General features: G+C 68.5%; 13 protein-coding genes. 7 read left to right on the plus strand and 6 right to left on the minus strand.

All coding sequences use genetic code 11. The annotated features are described in order from the left end of the window. Positions 1-26: 26 nt before the first annotated feature. From def to DID96_RS06945, 5 genes are all read right to left on the minus strand, one after another. Positions 27-557, minus strand: a complete 531-nt coding sequence (gene def / locus DID96_RS06925) for a peptide deformylase (protein WP_124598594.1) — start codon at positions 555-557, stop codon at positions 27-29. Further along, a complete protein-coding gene (ligA, locus tag DID96_RS06930) occupies positions 554-2,629 on the minus strand; it encodes an NAD-dependent DNA ligase LigA (RefSeq protein WP_124598595.1) in 2,076 nt (691 codons plus the stop codon). The genes def and ligA overlap by 4 nt, the downstream gene beginning before the upstream one ends. A 165-nt stretch (positions 2,630-2,794) precedes the next feature. After that, positions 2,795-4,120 carry a cell division protein ZipA C-terminal FtsZ-binding domain-containing protein gene (locus DID96_RS06935; RefSeq protein ID WP_124598597.1) on the minus strand — a complete coding sequence of 442 codons (1,326 nt, stop codon included), beginning with the start codon at positions 4,118-4,120 and terminating at the stop codon, positions 2,795-2,797. A gap of 100 nt (positions 4,121-4,220) precedes the next feature. Then, complete coding sequence (gene smc, locus DID96_RS06940; RefSeq protein WP_124598599.1) at positions 4,221-7,733, minus strand: chromosome segregation protein SMC; 3,513 nt, start codon at positions 7,731-7,733, stop codon at positions 4,221-4,223. A gap of 138 nt (positions 7,734-7,871) precedes the next feature. Continuing rightward, positions 7,872-8,813 (minus strand): DMT family transporter, encoded by a 942-nt coding sequence (locus DID96_RS06945; RefSeq protein ID WP_124598601.1) that lies wholly within the window; start codon positions 8,811-8,813, stop codon positions 7,872-7,874. A gap of 161 nt (positions 8,814-8,974) precedes the next feature. On the opposite strand from DID96_RS06945, the gene dapC reads away from it, so the two are divergent. The 6 genes from dapC (at position 8,975) to cls (ending at position 15,190) form a co-directional block, all read left to right on the plus strand. Then, complete coding sequence (dapC, locus tag DID96_RS06950) at positions 8,975-10,207, plus strand: succinyldiaminopimelate transaminase (RefSeq protein WP_124598603.1); 1,233 nt, start codon at positions 8,975-8,977, stop codon at positions 10,205-10,207. 43 nt (positions 10,208-10,250) lie between these two features. Then, on the plus strand, positions 10,251-11,078 hold the full coding sequence (gene dapD, locus DID96_RS06955; protein ID WP_124598605.1) for a 2,3,4,5-tetrahydropyridine-2,6-dicarboxylate N-succinyltransferase: 828 nt from the start codon (positions 10,251-10,253) through the stop codon (positions 11,076-11,078). Further along, on the plus strand, positions 11,078-11,446 hold the full coding sequence (locus DID96_RS06960; protein WP_124598607.1) for an ArsC family reductase: 369 nt from the start codon (positions 11,078-11,080) through the stop codon (positions 11,444-11,446). Before dapD ends, DID96_RS06960 begins: the two co-directional genes overlap by 1 nt. Before the next feature lie 110 nt (positions 11,447-11,556). Further along, positions 11,557-12,696 carry a succinyl-diaminopimelate desuccinylase gene (dapE, locus tag DID96_RS06965; RefSeq protein WP_124598609.1) on the plus strand — a complete coding sequence of 380 codons (1,140 nt, stop codon included), beginning with the start codon at positions 11,557-11,559 and terminating at the stop codon, positions 12,694-12,696. Positions 12,697-12,707: 11 nt separating this feature from the next. Further along, on the plus strand, positions 12,708-13,622 hold the full coding sequence (prmB, locus tag DID96_RS06970) for a 50S ribosomal protein L3 N(5)-glutamine methyltransferase (RefSeq protein WP_124598610.1): 915 nt from the start codon (positions 12,708-12,710) through the stop codon (positions 13,620-13,622). Between the two features lie 128 nt (positions 13,623-13,750). Further along, on the plus strand, positions 13,751-15,190 hold the full coding sequence (gene cls, locus DID96_RS06975) for a cardiolipin synthase (RefSeq protein ID WP_124598612.1): 1,440 nt from the start codon (positions 13,751-13,753) through the stop codon (positions 15,188-15,190). Between the two features lie 24 nt (positions 15,191-15,214). Here the strand turns inward: cls and DID96_RS06980 are convergent, their stop codons facing one another. Further along, positions 15,215-15,694, minus strand: a complete 480-nt coding sequence (locus tag DID96_RS06980; RefSeq protein WP_124598614.1) for a glutathione peroxidase — start codon at positions 15,692-15,694, stop codon at positions 15,215-15,217. Between the two features lie 133 nt (positions 15,695-15,827). Between DID96_RS06980 and DID96_RS06985 the strand changes: the two genes are divergently transcribed. After that, on the plus strand, positions 15,828-17,759 hold the full coding sequence (locus tag DID96_RS06985) for an ATP-binding cassette domain-containing protein (protein ID WP_124598616.1): 1,932 nt from the start codon (positions 15,828-15,830) through the stop codon (positions 17,757-17,759). The last annotated feature ends 52 nt before the right edge of the window (positions 17,760-17,811 follow it).

Genomic DNA, 17,811 nt, shown 5'->3' on the forward strand with positions numbered 1-17,811 from the left:
TCGGCACCGGGCCAGCCGCGCGCCCGTCAGTCGTCCTGCGCGTCGAGCCCCGGAAACAGCACGTCGGTGAACCCGAAGCGCGTGAAGTCGGTGATCCGCATCGGATACAGCTTGCCGATCAGGTGATCGTATTCGTGCTGGACAACCCGCGCATGGAACCCTTCGGCGATGCGGTCGATCTTCGCGCCGTGCTGGTCGAAGCCGCTGTAGCGCACTTTCGCATAGCGGCTGACGACGCCGCGCATGCCCGGCACCGACAGGCAGCCCTCCCAGCCTTCCTCCATGTCCGGCGGCATGTACTCGATCTTCGGGTTGATCAGCACGGTTTCCGGCACGGGCGGCGCTTCCGGATAGCGGTTGTTATTGCCGAAACCGAAGATGATCACCTGCAGGCCGACACCGATCTGCGGCGCCGCGAGCCCCGCGCCGTCCGCGTGGTGCATCGTTTCGAACATGTCCGCGACGAGCGCGTGCAACTCGGGCGTGTCGAATTTCTCGACCGGCCGGGCAATTTCGAGCAGGCGCGGATCGCCCATCTTCAGGATCTCGCGAATCATGGCGCGTGGCCCTCCAGGAGTTGGTGCAAACCGTCTTCGTCCAGCACGGGGATGCCGAGTTCCTCGGCCTTCGCGAGCTTGCTGCCCGCTTCCGCACCCGCGACGACATAATCCGTCTTCTTCGACACGGAACCCGCGACCTTCGCGCCGGCCGCCTCGAGCATTTCCTTCGCTGCTTCGCGCGTGAGCGTCGGCAGCGTGCCCGTCAGCACGACGGTCTTGCCGGCCAGCACGCCCTGCGGCGCCTTCGGCGCGGGCGGCCCTTCGGGCCACGTAACCTTGCCGGGCGCGCGCAGCTGCTCGATCACCGTGCGGTTGTGGTCCTCCGCGAAGAACTGGTGGATCGACTCGGCGACGATCGGCCCGACATCGTTGACTTCGAGCAGTTCCTCGATCGACGCGTCCATGATGGGGTTCAGCGAGCCGAAATGCTTCGCGAGATCCTTCGCGGTCGATTCGCCGACGTGGCGGATGCCGAGCGCGTAGATGAAGCGCGCGAGCGTCGTGTGCTTCGCCTTCTCGAGCGAATCGAGCAGGTTCTGCGCAGATTTCTCCGCAAACCGGTCGAGTTCGGCGAGCGTCGCGAAACCGAGGTTGAACAGGTCGGCCGGCGTGCGCACGAGGTTCAGCTCGACGAGCTGGTCGATGATCTTCTCGCCAAGCCCGTCGATGTCGAGTGCGCGCCGCTGCGCGAAGTGCCAGAGTGCCTGCTTGCGCTGCGCCGGGCAGAACAGGCCGCCCGTGCAGCGAGCGATTGCCTCGTCCGGCAGCCGTTCGATCTTCGAGCCGCACACCGGGCATTCGGTCGGCATCACGAATTCGGCCGCGTGCTCGGGCCGCCGGTCGAGCACCGCGCCGACGACTTCCGGGATCACGTCGCCCGCGCGTCGCACGATCACGGTATCGCCGATCCGGATATCCTTGCGGCGCACCTCGTCCTCGTTGTGCAGCGTCGCGTTGGTCACGGTCGCGCCGCCGACGAACACGGGCTCGAGGCGCGCGACCGGCGTGATCGCACCGGTGCGGCCGACCTGCACGTCGATCGCGACGAGCGTCGTGAGCGCCTCCTGCGCCGGGAACTTGTGCGCGAGCGCGAAGCGCGGCGCGCGCGACACGAAACCAAGCCGCTCCTGCTCGTCGCGCCGGTTCACCTTGTAGACGACGCCGTCGATGTCATACGGCAGCGACTCGCGTTTCTCGCCGATCTTGCGGAAGAATTCGAGGAGCCCGTCCGCGCCGCGCACGACCGCGCGCTCGCGATTCACCGGCAAGCCGAGCGCCTCGTACCAGTCGAGCAGCGCGCTGTGCGTGTCGGGCATCGCCGCGCCTTCAAGCACGCCGATACCGTACGCAAAGAACGACAGCGGGCGCTGCGCGGTGATCTTCGGATCGAGCTGGCGCAGGCTGCCGGCGGCCGCGTTGCGCGGATTCGCGAATTCGCGCTGCTCGGCGGCGCGCTGGCGTTCGTTCAGGCGTGCGAAATCGCGCTTGAACATCAGCACCTCGCCGCGCACGTCGAGCACGGCCGGCAGGTCGGCGCCCTTCAGCTTCAGCGGAATCGAGCGGATCGTGCGGACGTTCTCGGTCACGTCCTCGCCCGTCGTGCCGTCGCCGCGCGTCGATGCCTGCACGAATACCCCGTGCTCGTAGCGCAGCGAGATCGCGAGGCCGTCGAACTTGAGCTCGCACGCGTATCCGACCGGATCGGTCACGGTGCCCGCGAGGTCGGCGGCCTTGTCGAGTGCGTCGGCGACGCGCTTGTCGAACGCGACGATGTCCTCGTCCTCGAAGCCGTTGTTCAGCGACAGCATCGGCATCGCGTGGACGACCGGCGTGAAGCCGCTCGCGACCTCGCCGCCGACGCGCTGCGTCGGCGATTCGGGTGTCACGAGTTCGGGATGGTCTGCCTCGAGCTGCTGCAGTTCGACGAACAGCCGGTCGTACTCGGCGTCGGGCAGTTCCGGCTGGTCGAGCACGTAGTAGGCGTAGTTCGCCCGCTCGAGTTGGTCGCGCAGCCACGCGGCGCGTGCGTCGGGCTGGCTGGCTGGCGGTTCGGCTTGGGTTCGGGCCATGCTGGCGGCAGTGTGTTGCTGAGAAATTCGAATGCCAGATTATCTCAGTTTGGCGCCGCAGCGGGGCACCCGATGCGGCGCCCGAAGCGGCACCCGGCGCAGGGGCCGCCGGCCGGCTCGCCGCTGCGCAGGCGGCAGCTCGCCAGCCACGCCCCGCGCATCGCGTTACTGGCTGAACAGCCGGCGCGTGACCGGCGAGCCGGCCGGAATGCCGGCCTGTTCGAGCTTCGCGTACAGCTTCATCAGTTGCTGCTCGATCGCGAGCAGCGTCGACTCCGGCAGCGGCCGGCGCTGGTCGTCGACGACCCGCGCGCCGATCCGTTCGGACAGCGACTTCGCGTAGTCGCACATCAGCCGGAACGGCAGGATGTCCTCTTCCGCAACCGGCACGTCGAGCACCAGCGTGATCATGTTGCCGCCCTTGTACGTCAGGTCGTCGCGCAGGAAGTTGGTGTCGCCGAACTGCAGCATGAACACCGGGTTCTGCTTCGCGTCGAGCTTGACGAAGCGCGTGCCGTCGCGCGACAGCAGCAGGCCGTCCTGCGATGCGACCGCCTGCACATAGTTGGCCGACCACGGCGCGCCGTCCGACATCACGTTGATCGACAGCTGCGCGTCGCATTGCGCGGCGAAGCCGTCGAGCTCGCGCGCCATCGACACCGTTTCCATCATGTCCGGGAACTCGGGCGCGCCGTCGATCGCGTCGGCGAACTGCTGGACGCCCGTCACGAATTCCGAGAACTCGAGCTCGTTCAGCGGGCCGCCGCGATTCGCGAGCTGCGCGGCCGCGCGCAGCTCCTCGTAGCGCACGCCGTTCTGCAGCAGCTCCCAGTGGCCGCCCTCGGGCTTGCCTTCGATGTGGACCGGCTTGCTGCCTGCGCGACGCAGGCGCTGCGCGACCGGCAGGATCTTGTCGCCGGGCAGCGGCGACGCGAGGCGGATCGGCACGATGCAGTCAATGCGACGGTCGACAACCGTGGGCGGCGCCGATGAAATCGTCGTCGCGGCCGGCAGCACGGGCTCGACCGGCTCATTCGCGGCGGTTTCCCGGGTCGCTTCCGCCGCCTTGGCCGTTTTGGCCGTTTTGGCCACTTCCGCCGCTTCGGGCGATGCAACCGACTCGACGGACTCGTCGGCCGGCAGGTCGACCGACGTCGCCTCGGCCTGCAGGTCGGCCGGCATATCGGCAGGCGCCGCGCCACCCAGGGCGGCCCCACTGAACGTCGGCTCGACGCGTGCGGCTTCCGCCGCCGCGCCCGCTGCGGCCTCGGCGGCCGGCGCCGCCGGTTCACGGCGCGTCGGCTGGCGCACGGGCTCGATGAACGGCAGTTCATCGTCGCGCTCGGGGCGGTTCATCACATCCGCCGTCTCCTGCGGCATCGCACGCGGCATCTTGCGCCGCACCTTCGCGCCCTGCCACGCGTTATAGACCACGACGCCGCCTACCACGACCGCGCCCGCGCCGATCAAACCGAGTGTCAACTCGTCCATGCACGCTCCATCAGCAATTCTTTTTCGTTGGACTCGCGGGCGGGCGTCGATGCGTCGGGCATCGACCTGCCGCGCACCCGCGGGCCAGTGTCGTCAAACGTCAATTCTGCGCAAAACCCGCCGCGGTTTCCATGTCCACCGCGACGATCCGCGATACGCCCTGCTCCTGCATCGTCACGCCGATCAGCTGCTGCGCCATCTCCATCGCGATCTTGTTGTGCGAGATGAAGAGGAACTGCGTCTTGTTCGACATCGCGCGCACGAGGTTCGCGAAACGTTCGGTGTTCGCGTCGTCGAGCGGCGCGTCGACCTCGTCGAGCAGACAGAACGGCGCCGGGTTCAGCTGGAACATCGCGAACACCAGCGCGGTCGCGGTCAGCGCCTTCTCGCCGCCGGACAGCAGGTGGATCGTCGCGTTCTTCTTGCCGGGCGGCTGCGCCATCACCTGCACGCCGGCGTCGAGAATCTCGTCGCCCGTCATGATCAGCTTCGCCTGGCCGCCGCCGAACAGGCGCGGGAACAGGTCGCTGAAGTGACGGTTGACCTCGTCGAAGGTTCCCTGCAGCAGCGTGCGGGTTTCCTGGTCGATCTTGTGGATCGCGTCCTCGAGCGTCGTGATCGCGTCGGTCAGGTCGGCCGACTGCGCGTCGAGGAACACCTTGCGCTCGCTCGCGGCCTTCAGCTCGTCGAGCGCGGCCATGTTCACGGGGCCGAGCGCGTTGATCGCGTTGTTGAGTCGCGTCACTTCGCCCTGCAGGTACGACGGCTTCAGGTCCGGCGTGAGCTTCTCGCGCAGCGCTTCCTCGTCGACTTCCGCCGCCGCGAGTTGCTCGGCGAACTGCTCGACGGACAGGCGCGCGGCCTGCTCCTTCAGCTGCAATTCGGTGATGCGGTCGCGCAGCGGCTGCAGCGAGCGCTCGGCGACGAGACGCTGCTCGTCCGATGCGCGCAGCTTCGCGGTGAGGTCGTCGAGCTCGATGCGCGCGGCCTGCAGCGCCTCTTCCTTCACCGCGCGAATCTCGAGCGCATCCTGCAGCCCGGTGTGCGCGGTCTGCTCGTTGATCGTCTCGAGCTCGGCGCGCGCATCTTCCAGCGACGCGGCCACGCGCTCGCTCTGCTCGTGCGCGACCTGGATGCTGCGCTTCAGCTCGTCGATCCGGGTCACCGCATTGCGGGCCGCGAAGCGCGCGTCGTTCGCTGCGCGCTCGAGATCGCGCGCTTCCTGGCGCGCCTGCGTCAGCGACTCGTCGAGCGACTCGAACGCGAGCTGGTTGTCCTCGAAGCGCGCCTGCAGCTCCGCGAGCTCGCCGTCGAAGCGCTCGAAATTCGCTTCCGACTCCGCGCGCAGCGCACGCTGCTCCTCGATCTGCGCGCCGATTTCCTCGAGTTCCTCGCGAATCTGCGTGCTGCGCTGCGTATAGCGCTCGTGCGCCTGCGCGAGCTTCAGCACGTCCATCTGCAGCGCATGCACGCGCTGCGTCGCGCGTTCGGCCTGCGCGCGGACGTCGCCGAGCGCCTGGGCCGCCTGCGTATGCGCGGCTTCCGCGCGCACCACGGCCGACTTCGCTTCGTCCGCGAGCAGCGCCTGCGCACGCACCTGGCGCGTCAGGTTCTCGATTTCCTGCTGGCGAGCGAGCATCCCCGCCTGCTCCGAATCGGCCGCATACAGCTGCACGCCGACGCGCGTGACGATGTGGCCGGCCTTGACGACGAACGATCCGCCCGCCGGCAGCTGCGAACGCGTCGCGAGCGCCTGCGCGACGTCGTCCGCGACGTACACGTTGCCGAGCCAGTCGTTCAGCACCGCACGGATGCCCGCGTCGTCGATGCGCACGAGCGACAGCACCGCGCGCAGCCCGCTGACCGCCGCGGGCGGCTCGCCGGCCGGCGGCGGTGCGTAGAACGCGAGCTTCGCCGGCGGCGCGTCGGTCGCGAACGCCTTCACCCAGTCGAGATTCGACACTTCGAGCGCGGCGAGCCGCTCGCGCAGCACGGCCTCGAGCGCCGTTTCCCAGCCCGGCTCGACGTGCAGCTTCTTCCACAGGCGCGGCAGCGTGCCGAGCTCGTGCTTGTCGAGCCACGGCTGCACCTTGCCCTCGGTCTGCACGTTCTCCTGCAGTTGCCTCAGCGCGGCGAGACGCGCCTCGAGCTGGTGGATCTGCGCGCTTTCGGCCTGCACGCGCTCATGTGCGGCACGGCGCTCGGCGTCGAGGCGCGGCACCGTCTCCTGCGCGTCCGCGACGCGCGCCTGCGCGTCGGCGAGAATTTCTTCCTGCTCGGCGAGCTGCATGCGCAACTCCTCGAGCTGCGCTTCGTCCGGCACGTCGAGGCCGCCCGCTTCCGCCTTCAGGCGCTCGTGCCGCTGCTGCAGCTGCTGCAGCTGCTGGTCGGCGTTGCGCTGGTGCGCGGCCTCGAGCTTCAGCGACTGCTCGGTCTGCGCGATCCGGCCACGCTCGTCGTTGAGCTGCGCCTGCGCGTCGCGCCAGGTCGCCTCGAGCGCCGGCAGCGCGTCGTGCTTCGCCGCGGCGGCGTCCTCGGCGAGCGCGGCCTTCTCGTCGGCGACCGCACGCGCTTCCTCGGCTTCCTCGAGCTCGTCCTGCGCCTTGTCGGCCTGCGCGCGCCACTGCTCGCGCTGCGCATTCAGCGCGGCAATCTGCGCCTGCACGCGGTTGCGCGATTCGACAATGAACCTGATCTCGGCTTCCAGCCGGCTGACTTCGGCGTTCGCTTCGTAGAGCGCGCCTTGCGCGCCCTGCATCGCGTCGCTCGCCGCGTAGTGCGCAACGCGCAGCGTCTCGAGCTGCGACTCGACTTCGCGCAGCTTCGCGGTCTGCGCTTCGAGGTCGATCTGCGCCTGCTCGATCGCACGCTGCTGCTTCTGCTGCTCGCCGCCGGCCTCGTTCTTGCGCAGCAGCCACAACAGGCGCTGCTTCTCCTCGCCGTCGGCGACGAGTTCCTTGTACCGGGTCGCGACGACTGCCTGCGCCTCGAGCTTCTCGAGGTTCGCGGAAAGCTCGCGGATGATGTCCTCGACACGCGTCAGGTTCTCGCGCGTGTCGTGCAGCCGGTTTTCGGTCTCGCGACGGCGCTCCTTGTACTTCGACACGCCCGCGGCTTCCTCGAGGAACACGCGCAGCTCTTCCGGCTTCGCCTCGATGATCCGCGCGATCATGCCCTGCCCGATGATCGCGTACGCGCGCGGCCCGAGGCCCGTGCCGAGGAAGATGTCCTGGATGTCGCGGCGGCGTGCCGGCAGGTTGTTGATGTAGTAGCTCGACGTGCCGTCGCGCGTCAGCACGCGCTTCACGGCGATCTCGCCGTACTGGCCCCATTGGCCGGCCGCACGGCCGTCGGAGTTGTCGAAGATCAGTTCGACGCTCGCCCGGCTGCCCGGCTTGCGGGCGGTCGAGCCGTTGAAGATCACGTCCTGCATCGACTCACCGCGCAGCTCGGACGCGCGCGACTCGCCGAGCACCCAGCGCACGGCATCGATGATGTTGGACTTGCCGCAACCGTTCGGGCCCACGACGCCGACGAGCTGGCCCGGGACCTGGAAATGCGTGGGATCGACGAAGGATTTGAAGCCAGCGAGTTTGATCGAGCTCAGACGCACGGCGGTATCGGATGTGAAGAATGTGTGAAACGGACGGCGGCACGCCGCGCCGGACCAGCCGGCCCTTGCGCGCGGCGCGCCCCCGAATTCAAAAGCGGGGCCGCGCGCTTAAGCGTTGGGCCCCGCAAACGGCACCAATCATACCATCGCGCGTGCGCGGTCCCGACCGCTGCCCGGTTTGTCCTGCGCCGGACTCGACCGGTGGACCCGGCTCGACAGCAGCGTCGCGAGCACGATGCACGCGCCGCCCGCCCATTCCCGCGAGCTCGGCAATTCGTTCGCGAATACCCAGGCCGACAGCGCGGTGATCACGATCTCGAACAGCATGATGATCGACGCGCGGTTCGCCGGCACGCGGGCGAGCCCGTACTGGACGAGCAGGTTGTTCGACGCCATCGTCACGCCGATCCCGACGATGATCAGCGCCACGACGCCGAGCTGTCCGCTCGCCGGCACGGTCGGCAGCCCCTCGAACAGCGCGGCGATCGCGCCGAACACGGCCGCGCCGCCGAACAGCGTCGCGGTGCGCATCTCGGCACGCATGTCCGGCAGCTCGCGGCTCGCCTTGATCACGAGCACGTTGCTCATCGCGAAGCTCAGCCCGGCCGCGAGCCCTGCCCATTCGGCCGGGTTGGCCGGCAGCGGCACGCCGAGCTTCGGCGACCACAGCATCAGCATCGCACCGCAGATCGACAGCGCGGCGAGCCCCGCGCCCGCCCAGGTGAGCCGTTCGCGCAGCAGGAAGTGCGCGTAGATCGCGGTCCACGCGGGGGTCAGGTAGAACAGCAGCATCACGCGCAACACCTCGCCGTGGATCGTGCCCCACACGAAGCCGAGGTTCGTCACGCCGGCCGTCACCGCGATGCCGGGCAGCACCCAGTGCCAGCGCAGCGTCGCGATCGTGCTGCGCCGCGCGACGATCACGAACAGGAACGCGACGACGCTCGTCAGCGCGCTCGCCGCGGTGCCCGTCACGCCCAGCGACGCAAGGATCCGCAGCGGATACCAGATCAGGCCCCATACCGACGCGCCGACCAGGATCGCCAGCGTCGGCAGGCTGCCGCGTACTGCATTATTCATCTCGTTCGATACCCTCTATTTTTCGTGATCCGGCGGGCATCTGCGCCCGCCGTGCCCGCATTCCGTCACGCTATAATCGTCGGCTGCGACACGCGCCGCGCCGCCGGCGCCGCTTCGCAAGCGCGCGGCGCACGCCGCCCCTTTCGCTCCAACCGGCCGCGATGGCCGCTTCGCCCGTGAATCCACGACTCGACTCGCTCCAGCCCTATCCTTTCGAAAAGCTGCGCGCCCTGTTCAAGGACTTGACCCCCGCCGCCGGCCTGAAACCGATCAGCTTCGGCATCGGCGAGCCCAAGCACCCGACCCCGGCGCTGATCCGCGACGCCGCGGTGGCCGCGCTCGACGGCCTCGCCAGCTATCCGGCCACGGCCGGCTCGGACGCACTGCGCACGTCGATCGCGCGCTGGCTCGAGCGCCGCTACGGGCTGCCGGCGATCGACCCGGCGACCGAGGTGCTGCCCGCATCCGGCTCGCGCGAAGCGCTGTTCGCGCTCGCGCAGACGGTGATCGACCCGAGCCGGACCGAAAGCGGCAAGAAAGCGATCGTACTCTGTCCGAATCCGTTCTATCAAATTTACGAAGGCGCGGCGCTGCTCGCGGGCGCCGAGCCGTACTTCGCGAACAGCGATCCGGCCCGCAACTTCGCATGCGACTACGCGGCCGTGCCGGACGACGTGTGGGCGCGCACCCAGCTGCTGTACGTGTGCTCGCCCGGCAACCCGACAGGCGCGGTGCTCACGCTCGACGACTGGCGCGAGCTGTTCGCGCTGTCGGACCGCCACGGCTTCGTGATCGCGTCCGACGAATGCTATTCGGAGATCTATTTCGACGAGTCCACGCCGCCGCTCGGCGGGCTCGAGGCCGCACACCGCCTCGGCCGCGGCTTCGAGCGGCTCGTGATGCTGTCGAGCCTGTCGAAGCGCTCGAACGTGCCGGGCATGCGCTCGGGGTTCGTCGCGGGCGACCCGGCGCTGCTGAAGAAATTCCTGCTGTACCGCACCTACCACGGCGCCGCGCTGTCGCCCGTCTGGCAGCAGGCGAGCATCGCCGCATGGGGCGACGAGGCGCACGTGCGCGAGAACCGCGCGCTGTACGTGCAGAAGTTCAACACCGTGACGCCGAGGCTCGCGGACGTGATCGACGTGAAACTGCCGGACGCCGCGTTCTACCTGTGGGCCAACGTCGCGCGCACCGGGCTGTCGGACACCGAGTTCGCCCGGCGCCTGTACGCCGACTATAATGTGACGGTTCTGCCCGGCTCGTACCTCGCGCGCGACGCGCACGGCACGAACCCGGGCCGCGATTTCATCCGGATCGCGCTCGTCGCGGGCACCCCCGAATGCGTCGAGGGCGCGCAACGCATCGTCGATTTCTGCCGCGGCCTCGCGCGGTAATCGCGATCCCGATCAATTCCATCCATCTCCTGCGAAACCGAACATGTCGCAACAACTTCAGCAAATCATCGATACCGCCTGGGAAAACCGCGCCGAGCTGTCGCCGAAGGCCGCGCCCGCCGAAGTCCGCGAAGCCGTCGCGCACGCGATCGAGCGGCTCGACAAAGGCGCGCTGCGCGTCGCCGAGAAGATCGACGGCAACTGGACCGTGCACCAGTGGCTGAAGAAGGCCGTGCTGCTGTCGTTCCGCCTGGAAGACAACGTGCCGATGCCGGCCGGCGGCTACTCGCAGTTCTACGACAAGGTGCCGTCGAAGTTCGCGAACTACACCGCCGAAGACTTCGCCGCGGGCGGCTTCCGCGTCGTGCCGCCGGCCATCGCGCGCCGCGGCTCGTTCATCGCGAAGAACGTCGTGCTGATGCCGTCGTACACGAATATCGGCGCGTATGTCGACGAAGGCACGATGGTCGACACCTGGGCGACGGTCGGCTCGTGCGCGCAGATCGGCAAGAACGTGCACCTGTCGGGCGGCGTCGGCATCGGCGGCGTGCTCGAGCCGCTGCAGGCGAACCCCGTCATCATCGAGGACAACTGCTTCATCGGCGCGCGCTCGGAAGTCGTCGAAGGCGTGATCGTCGAGGAGAACTCGGTGATCTCGATGGGCGTGTACCTCGGCCAGAGCACGAAGATCTACGACCGCGAAACCGGCGAAGTCAGCTACGGCCGCATCCCGGCCGGCTCGGTCGTCGTCGCGGGCAACCTGCCGTCCAAGGACGGCTCGCACAGCCTGTACTGCGCGGTGATCGTGAAGAAGGTCGATGCGAAGACCCGCGCGAAGGTCGGCCTGAACGAACTGCTGCGAGGCGACTGATGGCGAAGCCGCGCACCGTGGTCGTGTACGGCATTCCGAACTGCGACACCGTGAAGAAAGCCCGTGTATGGCTCGCCGACCACGGCGTCGAGTTCGAGTTTCACGATTTCAAGAAAGCGGGCGTCAGCGCACCGCTGGTCGAGGACTGGCTGAAGGACGTGTCGCTCGACGCGCTCGTGAACAAGCGCGGCACCACGTGGCGCGGCCTGGACGACGCCATGAAGGCGGCCGCGGATACGCAGGCCGGCGCGGTCGCGCTGATGATCCACAAGCCGTCGGTCATCAAGCGCCCCGTGCTCGTCGTCAACGGCCGCGTGAAATCGCTCGGCTTCGCGGCCGACCAGTACGCGGCGCTGTTCGCTGCATAAGGGCGACCCGCGCAACAGGTGCCGTTTGCATGACGCCTGTTGCACGACGCCCCGAGATTCATCGCTGCCGGCCTGCGCGCCGGCATTTTTTATCGAAAGTGGTCCGAACCATGTCCGCCACCCTAGCCCTTACCGAACAGCTGATCGCCCGCGCGTCCGTCACACCCGACGACCAGCATTGCCAGCAGATCATGACCGAGCGCCTCGGCGCGCTCGGCTTCGACATCGAGACGATCGCGTCGCACGGCGTGACCAACCTGTGGGCCGTCAAGCGCGGCGCCGACGGCCGCGACGGCAAGCTGCTCGCGTTCGCGGGCCACACCGACGTCGTGCCGACCGGCCCGCTCGAGCAGTGGACGTCGCCGCCGTTCGTTCCCGCGCATCGCGACGGCAAGCTGTACGGCCGCGGCGCGGCCGACATGAAGACGTCGCTCGCCGGCTTCGTCGTCGCGGCCGAGGAATTCGTCGCCGCGCACCCGAACCACCGCGGCTCGATCGCCTTCCTGATCACGAGCGACGAGGAAGGCCCCGCAACGGACGGCACCGTGAAGGTCGTCGACCTGCTCGAAGCGCGCGGCGAGCGCCTCGACTACTGCATCGTCGGCGAGCCGACGTCGACCGCCGAGCTCGGCGACGTCGTGAAGAACGGCCGCCGCGGCTCGATGTCCGGCGAGCTGATCGTCAAGGGCGTGCAGGGCCACATCGCGTATCCGCATCTCGCGAAGAACCCGATCCACCTGCTCGCGCCGGCGCTCGCCGAGCTCGCCGCCGAACAATGGGACGAAGGCAACGAGTACTTCCCGCCGACCACCTGGCAGGTGTCGAACCTGCATGCGGGCACCGGCGCGACCAACGTGATCCCGGGCCATATCGACCTGCTGTTCAACTTCCGCTTCTCGACGGCCAGCACCGTCGAAGGCCTGCAGGCGCGCGTACACGCGATTCTCGACAAGCACGGGCTCGACTACGAACTCAACTGGTCGATCAGCGGCCTGCCGTTCCTGACGCCGCGCGGCGAACTGTCGAGCGCGCTCGAGGCGGCGATCCGCGCCGAAACGGGCCTCACGACCGAACTGTCGACGACGGGTGGCACGTCGGACGGCCGCTTCATCGCGCGCATCTGCCCGCAGGTGATCGAGTTCGGCCCGCCGAACGGCAGCATCCACAAGATCGACGAGCACATCGAAGTCCGCTTCATCGATCCGCTGAAGAACGTGTACCGCCGCGTGCTCGAACAACTGATCGCCTGACGGAGCCTCGTATGACGACGACACCTTTTGCAACAGTCCGCGACCTGCTGCGCTACGCCGTGACGCGCTTCTCGAAGGCGAAGCTTGCGTTCGGCCACGGCTCGGACAACGCTTACGACGAAGCAGCCTACCTGGTGCTGCGCACGCTCGACCTGCCGCTCGACACGCTCGAGCCGTTCCTCGACGCACGCCTGCTGCCGGACGAGCTCGACGCCGTGCTCGCCGTGATCGAACGGCGCGCGACCGAGCGCGTGCCGGCCGCCTATCTCACGCATGAAGCGTGGATGCACGGCCACCGCTTCTACGTCGACGAGCGCGTGATCGTGCCCCGCTCGTTCATCGGCGAGCTGCTCGACGACGGGCTGCAGCCGTATGTCGCCGACCCCGAGCAGGTCGGCGCGGTGCTCGAGCTGTGCACGGGCTCCGGCTGCCTTGCGATCCTCGCGGCAAGCGCATTCCCGAACGCGGAGATCGACGCGGTCGACCTGTCCGACAAGGCGCTCGAAGTCGCCGAGATCAACGTGCGCGACTACGGCCTCCAGGACCGCATCGCACTGCATCGCGGCGATCTCTACACGCCGCTGCCCGTGTTCCGCTCGACCGACCCCGGCGCGCGCTACGACGTGATCCTGACGAACCCGCCGTACGTGAATGCGGCGTCGATGGCCGCGCTGCCGCCGGAATACCGTCACGAGCCCGAGATGGCGCTGGCAGGCGGCGACGACGGCATGGACATCGTCCGACGCATCATTGCCGAAGCGCGCAACTGGCTGCACAACGACGGCGTGCTCGTCGTCGAGATCGGCAACGAGCGCGGGAACGTCGAGGCGGCGTTCGGCGGCCTCGAACTGAACTGGCTGTCGACCAGCGCGGGCGAGGACAGCGTGTTCCTGATCCAGGCGTCGGATCTCCCGCAGAAAGCCTGACGGCCGTGGGCCGGCCCCGACCGGCCCCGACCAACCGCGCGGCGCGGCACCCCGCTTCGCCGCGCGGTTCGGTAAGATGCGCGTACGCGGCGCCACGCCGCACGACTTCAGGAGTCCGTCAAGCGCCTATGACCCTCGACTGGCTACACCTTGGCACGCTCCTCCTCGCGATCCATGTGCTCGGCGTGATCGCGGCCTGCCACGCGATCCTGAATACCCGCACATCGCAAGGCGCGATCGCGTGGGCGGTGTCGCTTGCCGCGATGCCCTACCTGACGCTGATCCCGTATCTGTTCCTCGGCCGCAGCAAGTTCTCCGGCTACGTCGACGCGCGGCGTCACGAGGCGGAGGCGCTGCGCACCCGCACCCATCCCGTGCCGTGGCGCGACGGCGGCTCGACCGACGGCCCGCCCGCGGATGCACTCGGCGAGGCCGCGGTGCGCGCGCTCACGCGGCTCGGCGGCATGCCGTTCCTCGCCGGCAACGCGGTGCGCACGCTCGTCAACGGCGAGGCGACGTTCGCGGCGATCCTGTCGGCGATCGACAGCGCGCGCGACTACGTGATCGTCCAGTTCTTCATCATTCGCGACGACGCGCTCGGCCAGATGCTGCGCGACGCGCTGCTCGCACGCGCGGCGGCCGGCGTGCGCTGCTACGTGCTGTATGACAGCATCGGCAGCTTCGACCTGCCGCACGGCTATGTCGACGCGCTGCGGGCGGGCGGCGTCGAAGTCCACCCGTTCGCGACCAAGCGTCAGTTCGTCAACCGCTTCCAGCTCAACTTCCGCAATCACCGCAAGATCGTCGTCGTCGACGGCAATTGCGCGTTCGTCGGCGGGCATAACGTTGGCGTCGAGTATCTTGGCGCGAAACCGCGGCTGTCGCCGTGGCGCGACACGCACATCGAGGTGCGCGGCCCCGCCGTCGCGAGCATCCAGTACGTGTTCGCGGAAGACTGGCACTGGGCGACACAGAGGCTGCCGCCGTTCGCGCCGCCGCCCGCGGCGCTTCCCGACGCCGACATGCATTGCCTCGCGGTGCCGATGGGGCCTGCCGACAAGCAGGAAACCGGCTCGCTGTTCTTCGTCGAGGCGATCAACGCGGCGCGCGAGCGGGCCTGGATCACCACGCCGTATCTCGTCCCGGACGAAGCCGTGATCGCCGCGCTCAAGCTCGCGGTGATGCGCGGCGTCGACGTGCGCATCCTGATTCCCAGCCGGCGCGACCACTACGTCGTGTTCGAGGCGTCGAAGCTCTATGCGCGCGACCTCGCCGATGCGGGCGTCAAGGTGTTCCGCTACCGGCCGGGCTTCCTGCACCAGAAAGTCGTGCTGATCGACGGCCGCGCCGCCGCGGTCGGCAGCGCGAATCTCGACAACCGGTCGTTCCGCCTCAACTTCGAGATCATGGTGCTGACCGTGGACCGGACCTTCGCCGACGAAGTCGAGGCGATGCTCGCGGCCGACTTCGCGCTAGCGTATGAGGTCGATGCAAGCGAATACCGGAACTCGCCGGCGTGGCGGCGGGTCGCGATGCACATCGCGCGGCTGTTCGCGCCGATTCTCTAGGGCCCGCGCCGCCCTGCCCCCGCATCACAGCAGTTTTTCGACGTCGGCGGCGATTTCCTCGGGCTTGGTCGACGGTGCGTAGCGCTTGACGATCCGGCCGTCGCGGTCGACGAGGAACTTCGTGAAGTTCCACTTGATCGCCTTGAGCCCGAGGATGCCCGGCGCCTCGTCGGTCAGGTAGCGATACAGCGGGTGCGCGTGGTCGCCCTTCACGTCGATCTTCGCGAACATCGGGAACGTGACGCCGTAGTTGCGCTCGCAGAACGCGCCGATCTGCGTGGCGTCGCCCGGCTCCTGCTTGCCGAACTGGTTGCACGGGAAACCGAGCACGAAGAAGTCGCGCGCCGCGTACTGGTCGTAGAGCTTCTGCAGCCCCGCGTACTGCGGCGTGAACCCGCATTCGCTCGCGGTATTGACGATCAGCAGCACCTTGCCGCGATACGCGTCGAGCGACACCGGCGCGCCGGCGAGGGTCTCTGCGCTGAAGGAATACAGTGTGGACATCGGGCTCCCCCTTTCGAAATCGGACCGACGTGGAGTCTAGGCGAAATCGCGCCGGCGCGGGATCTCCCGAACGGCCAATGCCCGGTGTGCGGCCCGCAGTCTAGAATAGCGGTTTTGGCCAGCCATTTCCGCCGTGATCCGTTTCAATCAGTTCAGCCTTGCGCGCGGCACCAAGCCGCTTTTCGACGCGGCCTCGTTCGTGCTCAATCCCGGCGAGAAAGCCGGCCTGATCGGCGCGAACGGCGCCGGCAAGTCGACGCTGTTCGCGGTGCTGCGCGGCGAGCTGCACGCTGACGCCGGCGATTTCTCGATGCCGCCGTCGTGGCAGATCGCCCATGTGTCGCAGGAAACGCCCGCCGTCGACCGCACGGCGCTCGACTACACGCTCGACGGCGACGCGGCGCTGCGCGGGATCGAGGCGCGCATCGCGGCCGCGTCCGCCGCGCATGACGGCGCAGCCGAAGCGGAAGCGCATGCGGCGTTCGCCGACGCGGACGGCTACACGGCGCCGGCACGCGCGGAGGCGCTGCTGCTCGGCCTCGGCTTCACGCTCGCGCAGACGCGCGAGCCGGTCGCGAGCTTCTCCGGCGGCTGGCGGATGCGCCTGAACCTCGCGCAGGCGCTGATGTGCCGGTCCGACCTGCTGCTGCTCGACGAACCGACGAACCACCTCGACCTCGATGCGATCGTCTGGCTCGAAGACTGGCTGCACCGCTATCCCGGCACGCTCGTCGTGATCTCGCACGACCGCGAATTCCTCGATTCGATCTGCAACGTGACGCTGCACCTCGAGAACCGGCAGATCAAGCGCTACGGCGGCAACTACTCGCAGTTCGAAGTGCTGCGCGCGCAGCAGCTCGCGCTGCAGCAAAGCGCGTACGAAAAGCAGCAGAAGACGGTCGCCCACCTGCAGAGCTTCATCGACCGCTTCAAGGCCAAGGCCACCAAGGCCCGGCAGGCGCAGAGCCGGATGAAGGCACTCGAGAAGATGGAGCTGATCGCGCCCGCGCACGTCGCGTCGCCGTTCACGTTCGAATTCCGCACGCCCGACGCGGCGCCGAACCCGATGATGGTGATGGAAGACGTCCGCTGCGGCTACCACGGCGACGACGGCGCAGAGATCCCGATCGTCGAGCGCGTATCGCTGTCGATTCAGAACGGCCAGCGCATCGGCCTGCTCGGCGCGAACGGCCAGGGTAAATCGACGCTGATCAAGACGCTGGCCGCGACGCTCGAACCGCTGTCGGGCCACGTGCGCGAAGGCAAGGGGCTGACGATCGGCTATTTTGCGCAGCACCAGCTCGAAACGCTGCGCGAGGACGATTCGCCGCTCGCGCATCTCGGGCGGCTCGCACCCGACACCCGTGAACAGGAGCTGCGCGACTTCCTCGGCGGCTTCAACTTCTCGGGCGACATGGCGACGAGCCCGGTCGGCCCGTTCTCGGGCGGCGAGAAGGCGCGCCTCGCGCTCGCGCTGATCATCTGGCAGAAGCCTAACCTGCTGCTACTCGACGAACCGACCAACCACCTCGACCTCGAGACGCGCCACGCGCTGACGATGGCGCTCGCGCAATTCGACGGCACGCTGATCCTCGTGTCGCACGACCGGCACCTGCTGCGCGCGACGACCGACCAGTTCATGCTGGTTGCGAAGCACCGTCTGCAGCCGTTCGATGGCGACCTCGACGACTATCGCGACTGGCTGCTGCAGCACGCGGCCGAGCAGCGCGCCGCCGCGAAGGCCGACAGCGCGGCAGCGGCCGGCATGGAGCCGACCGTCAACCGCAAGGACCAGAAGCGCCAGGAAGCCGAGGCGCGGCAGCGGCTGTCGCACCTGAAAAGGCCGCTGCAGTCGCGCATCACGAAGCTGGAAAAGGAGATGGACACGCTGCACGCGGAAAAGGCCCGCCTCGACGCTTTCGTTGCCGATCCGGCGAGCTACGAGGCAGCCCGCAAGACGGAACTGACCGACGCGATCCGCAAGCTCGGCGACGTCAACGCGCGGCTCGAAACCGTCGAAGCCGACTGGCTCGCCGCACAGGAAGAACTGGAGCAGATCGGCTGACCGCCGCGTGGCGCGGCGCGCGCCTGCACGGCGGACGCGCCCGGCGCGTCCG

The sequence above is a fragment of the Burkholderia sp. Bp8963 genome, assembly GCF_003854275.1.
In the GTDB taxonomy this organism is placed as follows: Bacteria; Pseudomonadota; Gammaproteobacteria; order Burkholderiales; family Burkholderiaceae; genus Burkholderia.

Excerpts from the sequence above, each read along its gene's own strand:
- ligA (WP_124598595.1), bottom strand. The coding sequence starts at position 2,629 with ATGGCCCGAACCCAAGCCGAACCGCCAGCCAGCCAGCCCGACGCACGC.
- prmB (WP_124598610.1), top strand. The coding sequence starts at position 12,708 with ATGACGACGACACCTTTTGCAACAGTCCGCGACCTGCTGCGCTACGCC.
- DID96_RS06960 (WP_124598607.1), top strand. The coding sequence starts at position 11,078 with ATGGCGAAGCCGCGCACCGTGGTCGTGTACGGCATTCCGAACTGCGAC.
- dapD (WP_124598605.1), top strand. The coding sequence starts at position 10,251 with ATGTCGCAACAACTTCAGCAAATCATCGATACCGCCTGGGAAAACCGC.
- cls (WP_124598612.1), top strand. The coding sequence starts at position 13,751 with ATGACCCTCGACTGGCTACACCTTGGCACGCTCCTCCTCGCGATCCAT.
- dapE (WP_124598609.1), top strand. The coding sequence starts at position 11,557 with ATGTCCGCCACCCTAGCCCTTACCGAACAGCTGATCGCCCGCGCGTCC.
- def (WP_124598594.1), bottom strand. The coding sequence starts at position 557 with ATGATTCGCGAGATCCTGAAGATGGGCGATCCGCGCCTGCTCGAAATT.
- DID96_RS06980 (WP_124598614.1), bottom strand. The coding sequence starts at position 15,694 with ATGTCCACACTGTATTCCTTCAGCGCAGAGACCCTCGCCGGCGCGCCG.
- DID96_RS06945 (WP_124598601.1), bottom strand. The coding sequence starts at position 8,813 with ATGAATAATGCAGTACGCGGCAGCCTGCCGACGCTGGCGATCCTGGTC.
- DID96_RS06935 (WP_124598597.1), bottom strand. The coding sequence starts at position 4,120 with ATGGACGAGTTGACACTCGGTTTGATCGGCGCGGGCGCGGTCGTGGTA.
- dapC (WP_124598603.1), top strand. The coding sequence starts at position 8,975 with ATGGCCGCTTCGCCCGTGAATCCACGACTCGACTCGCTCCAGCCCTAT.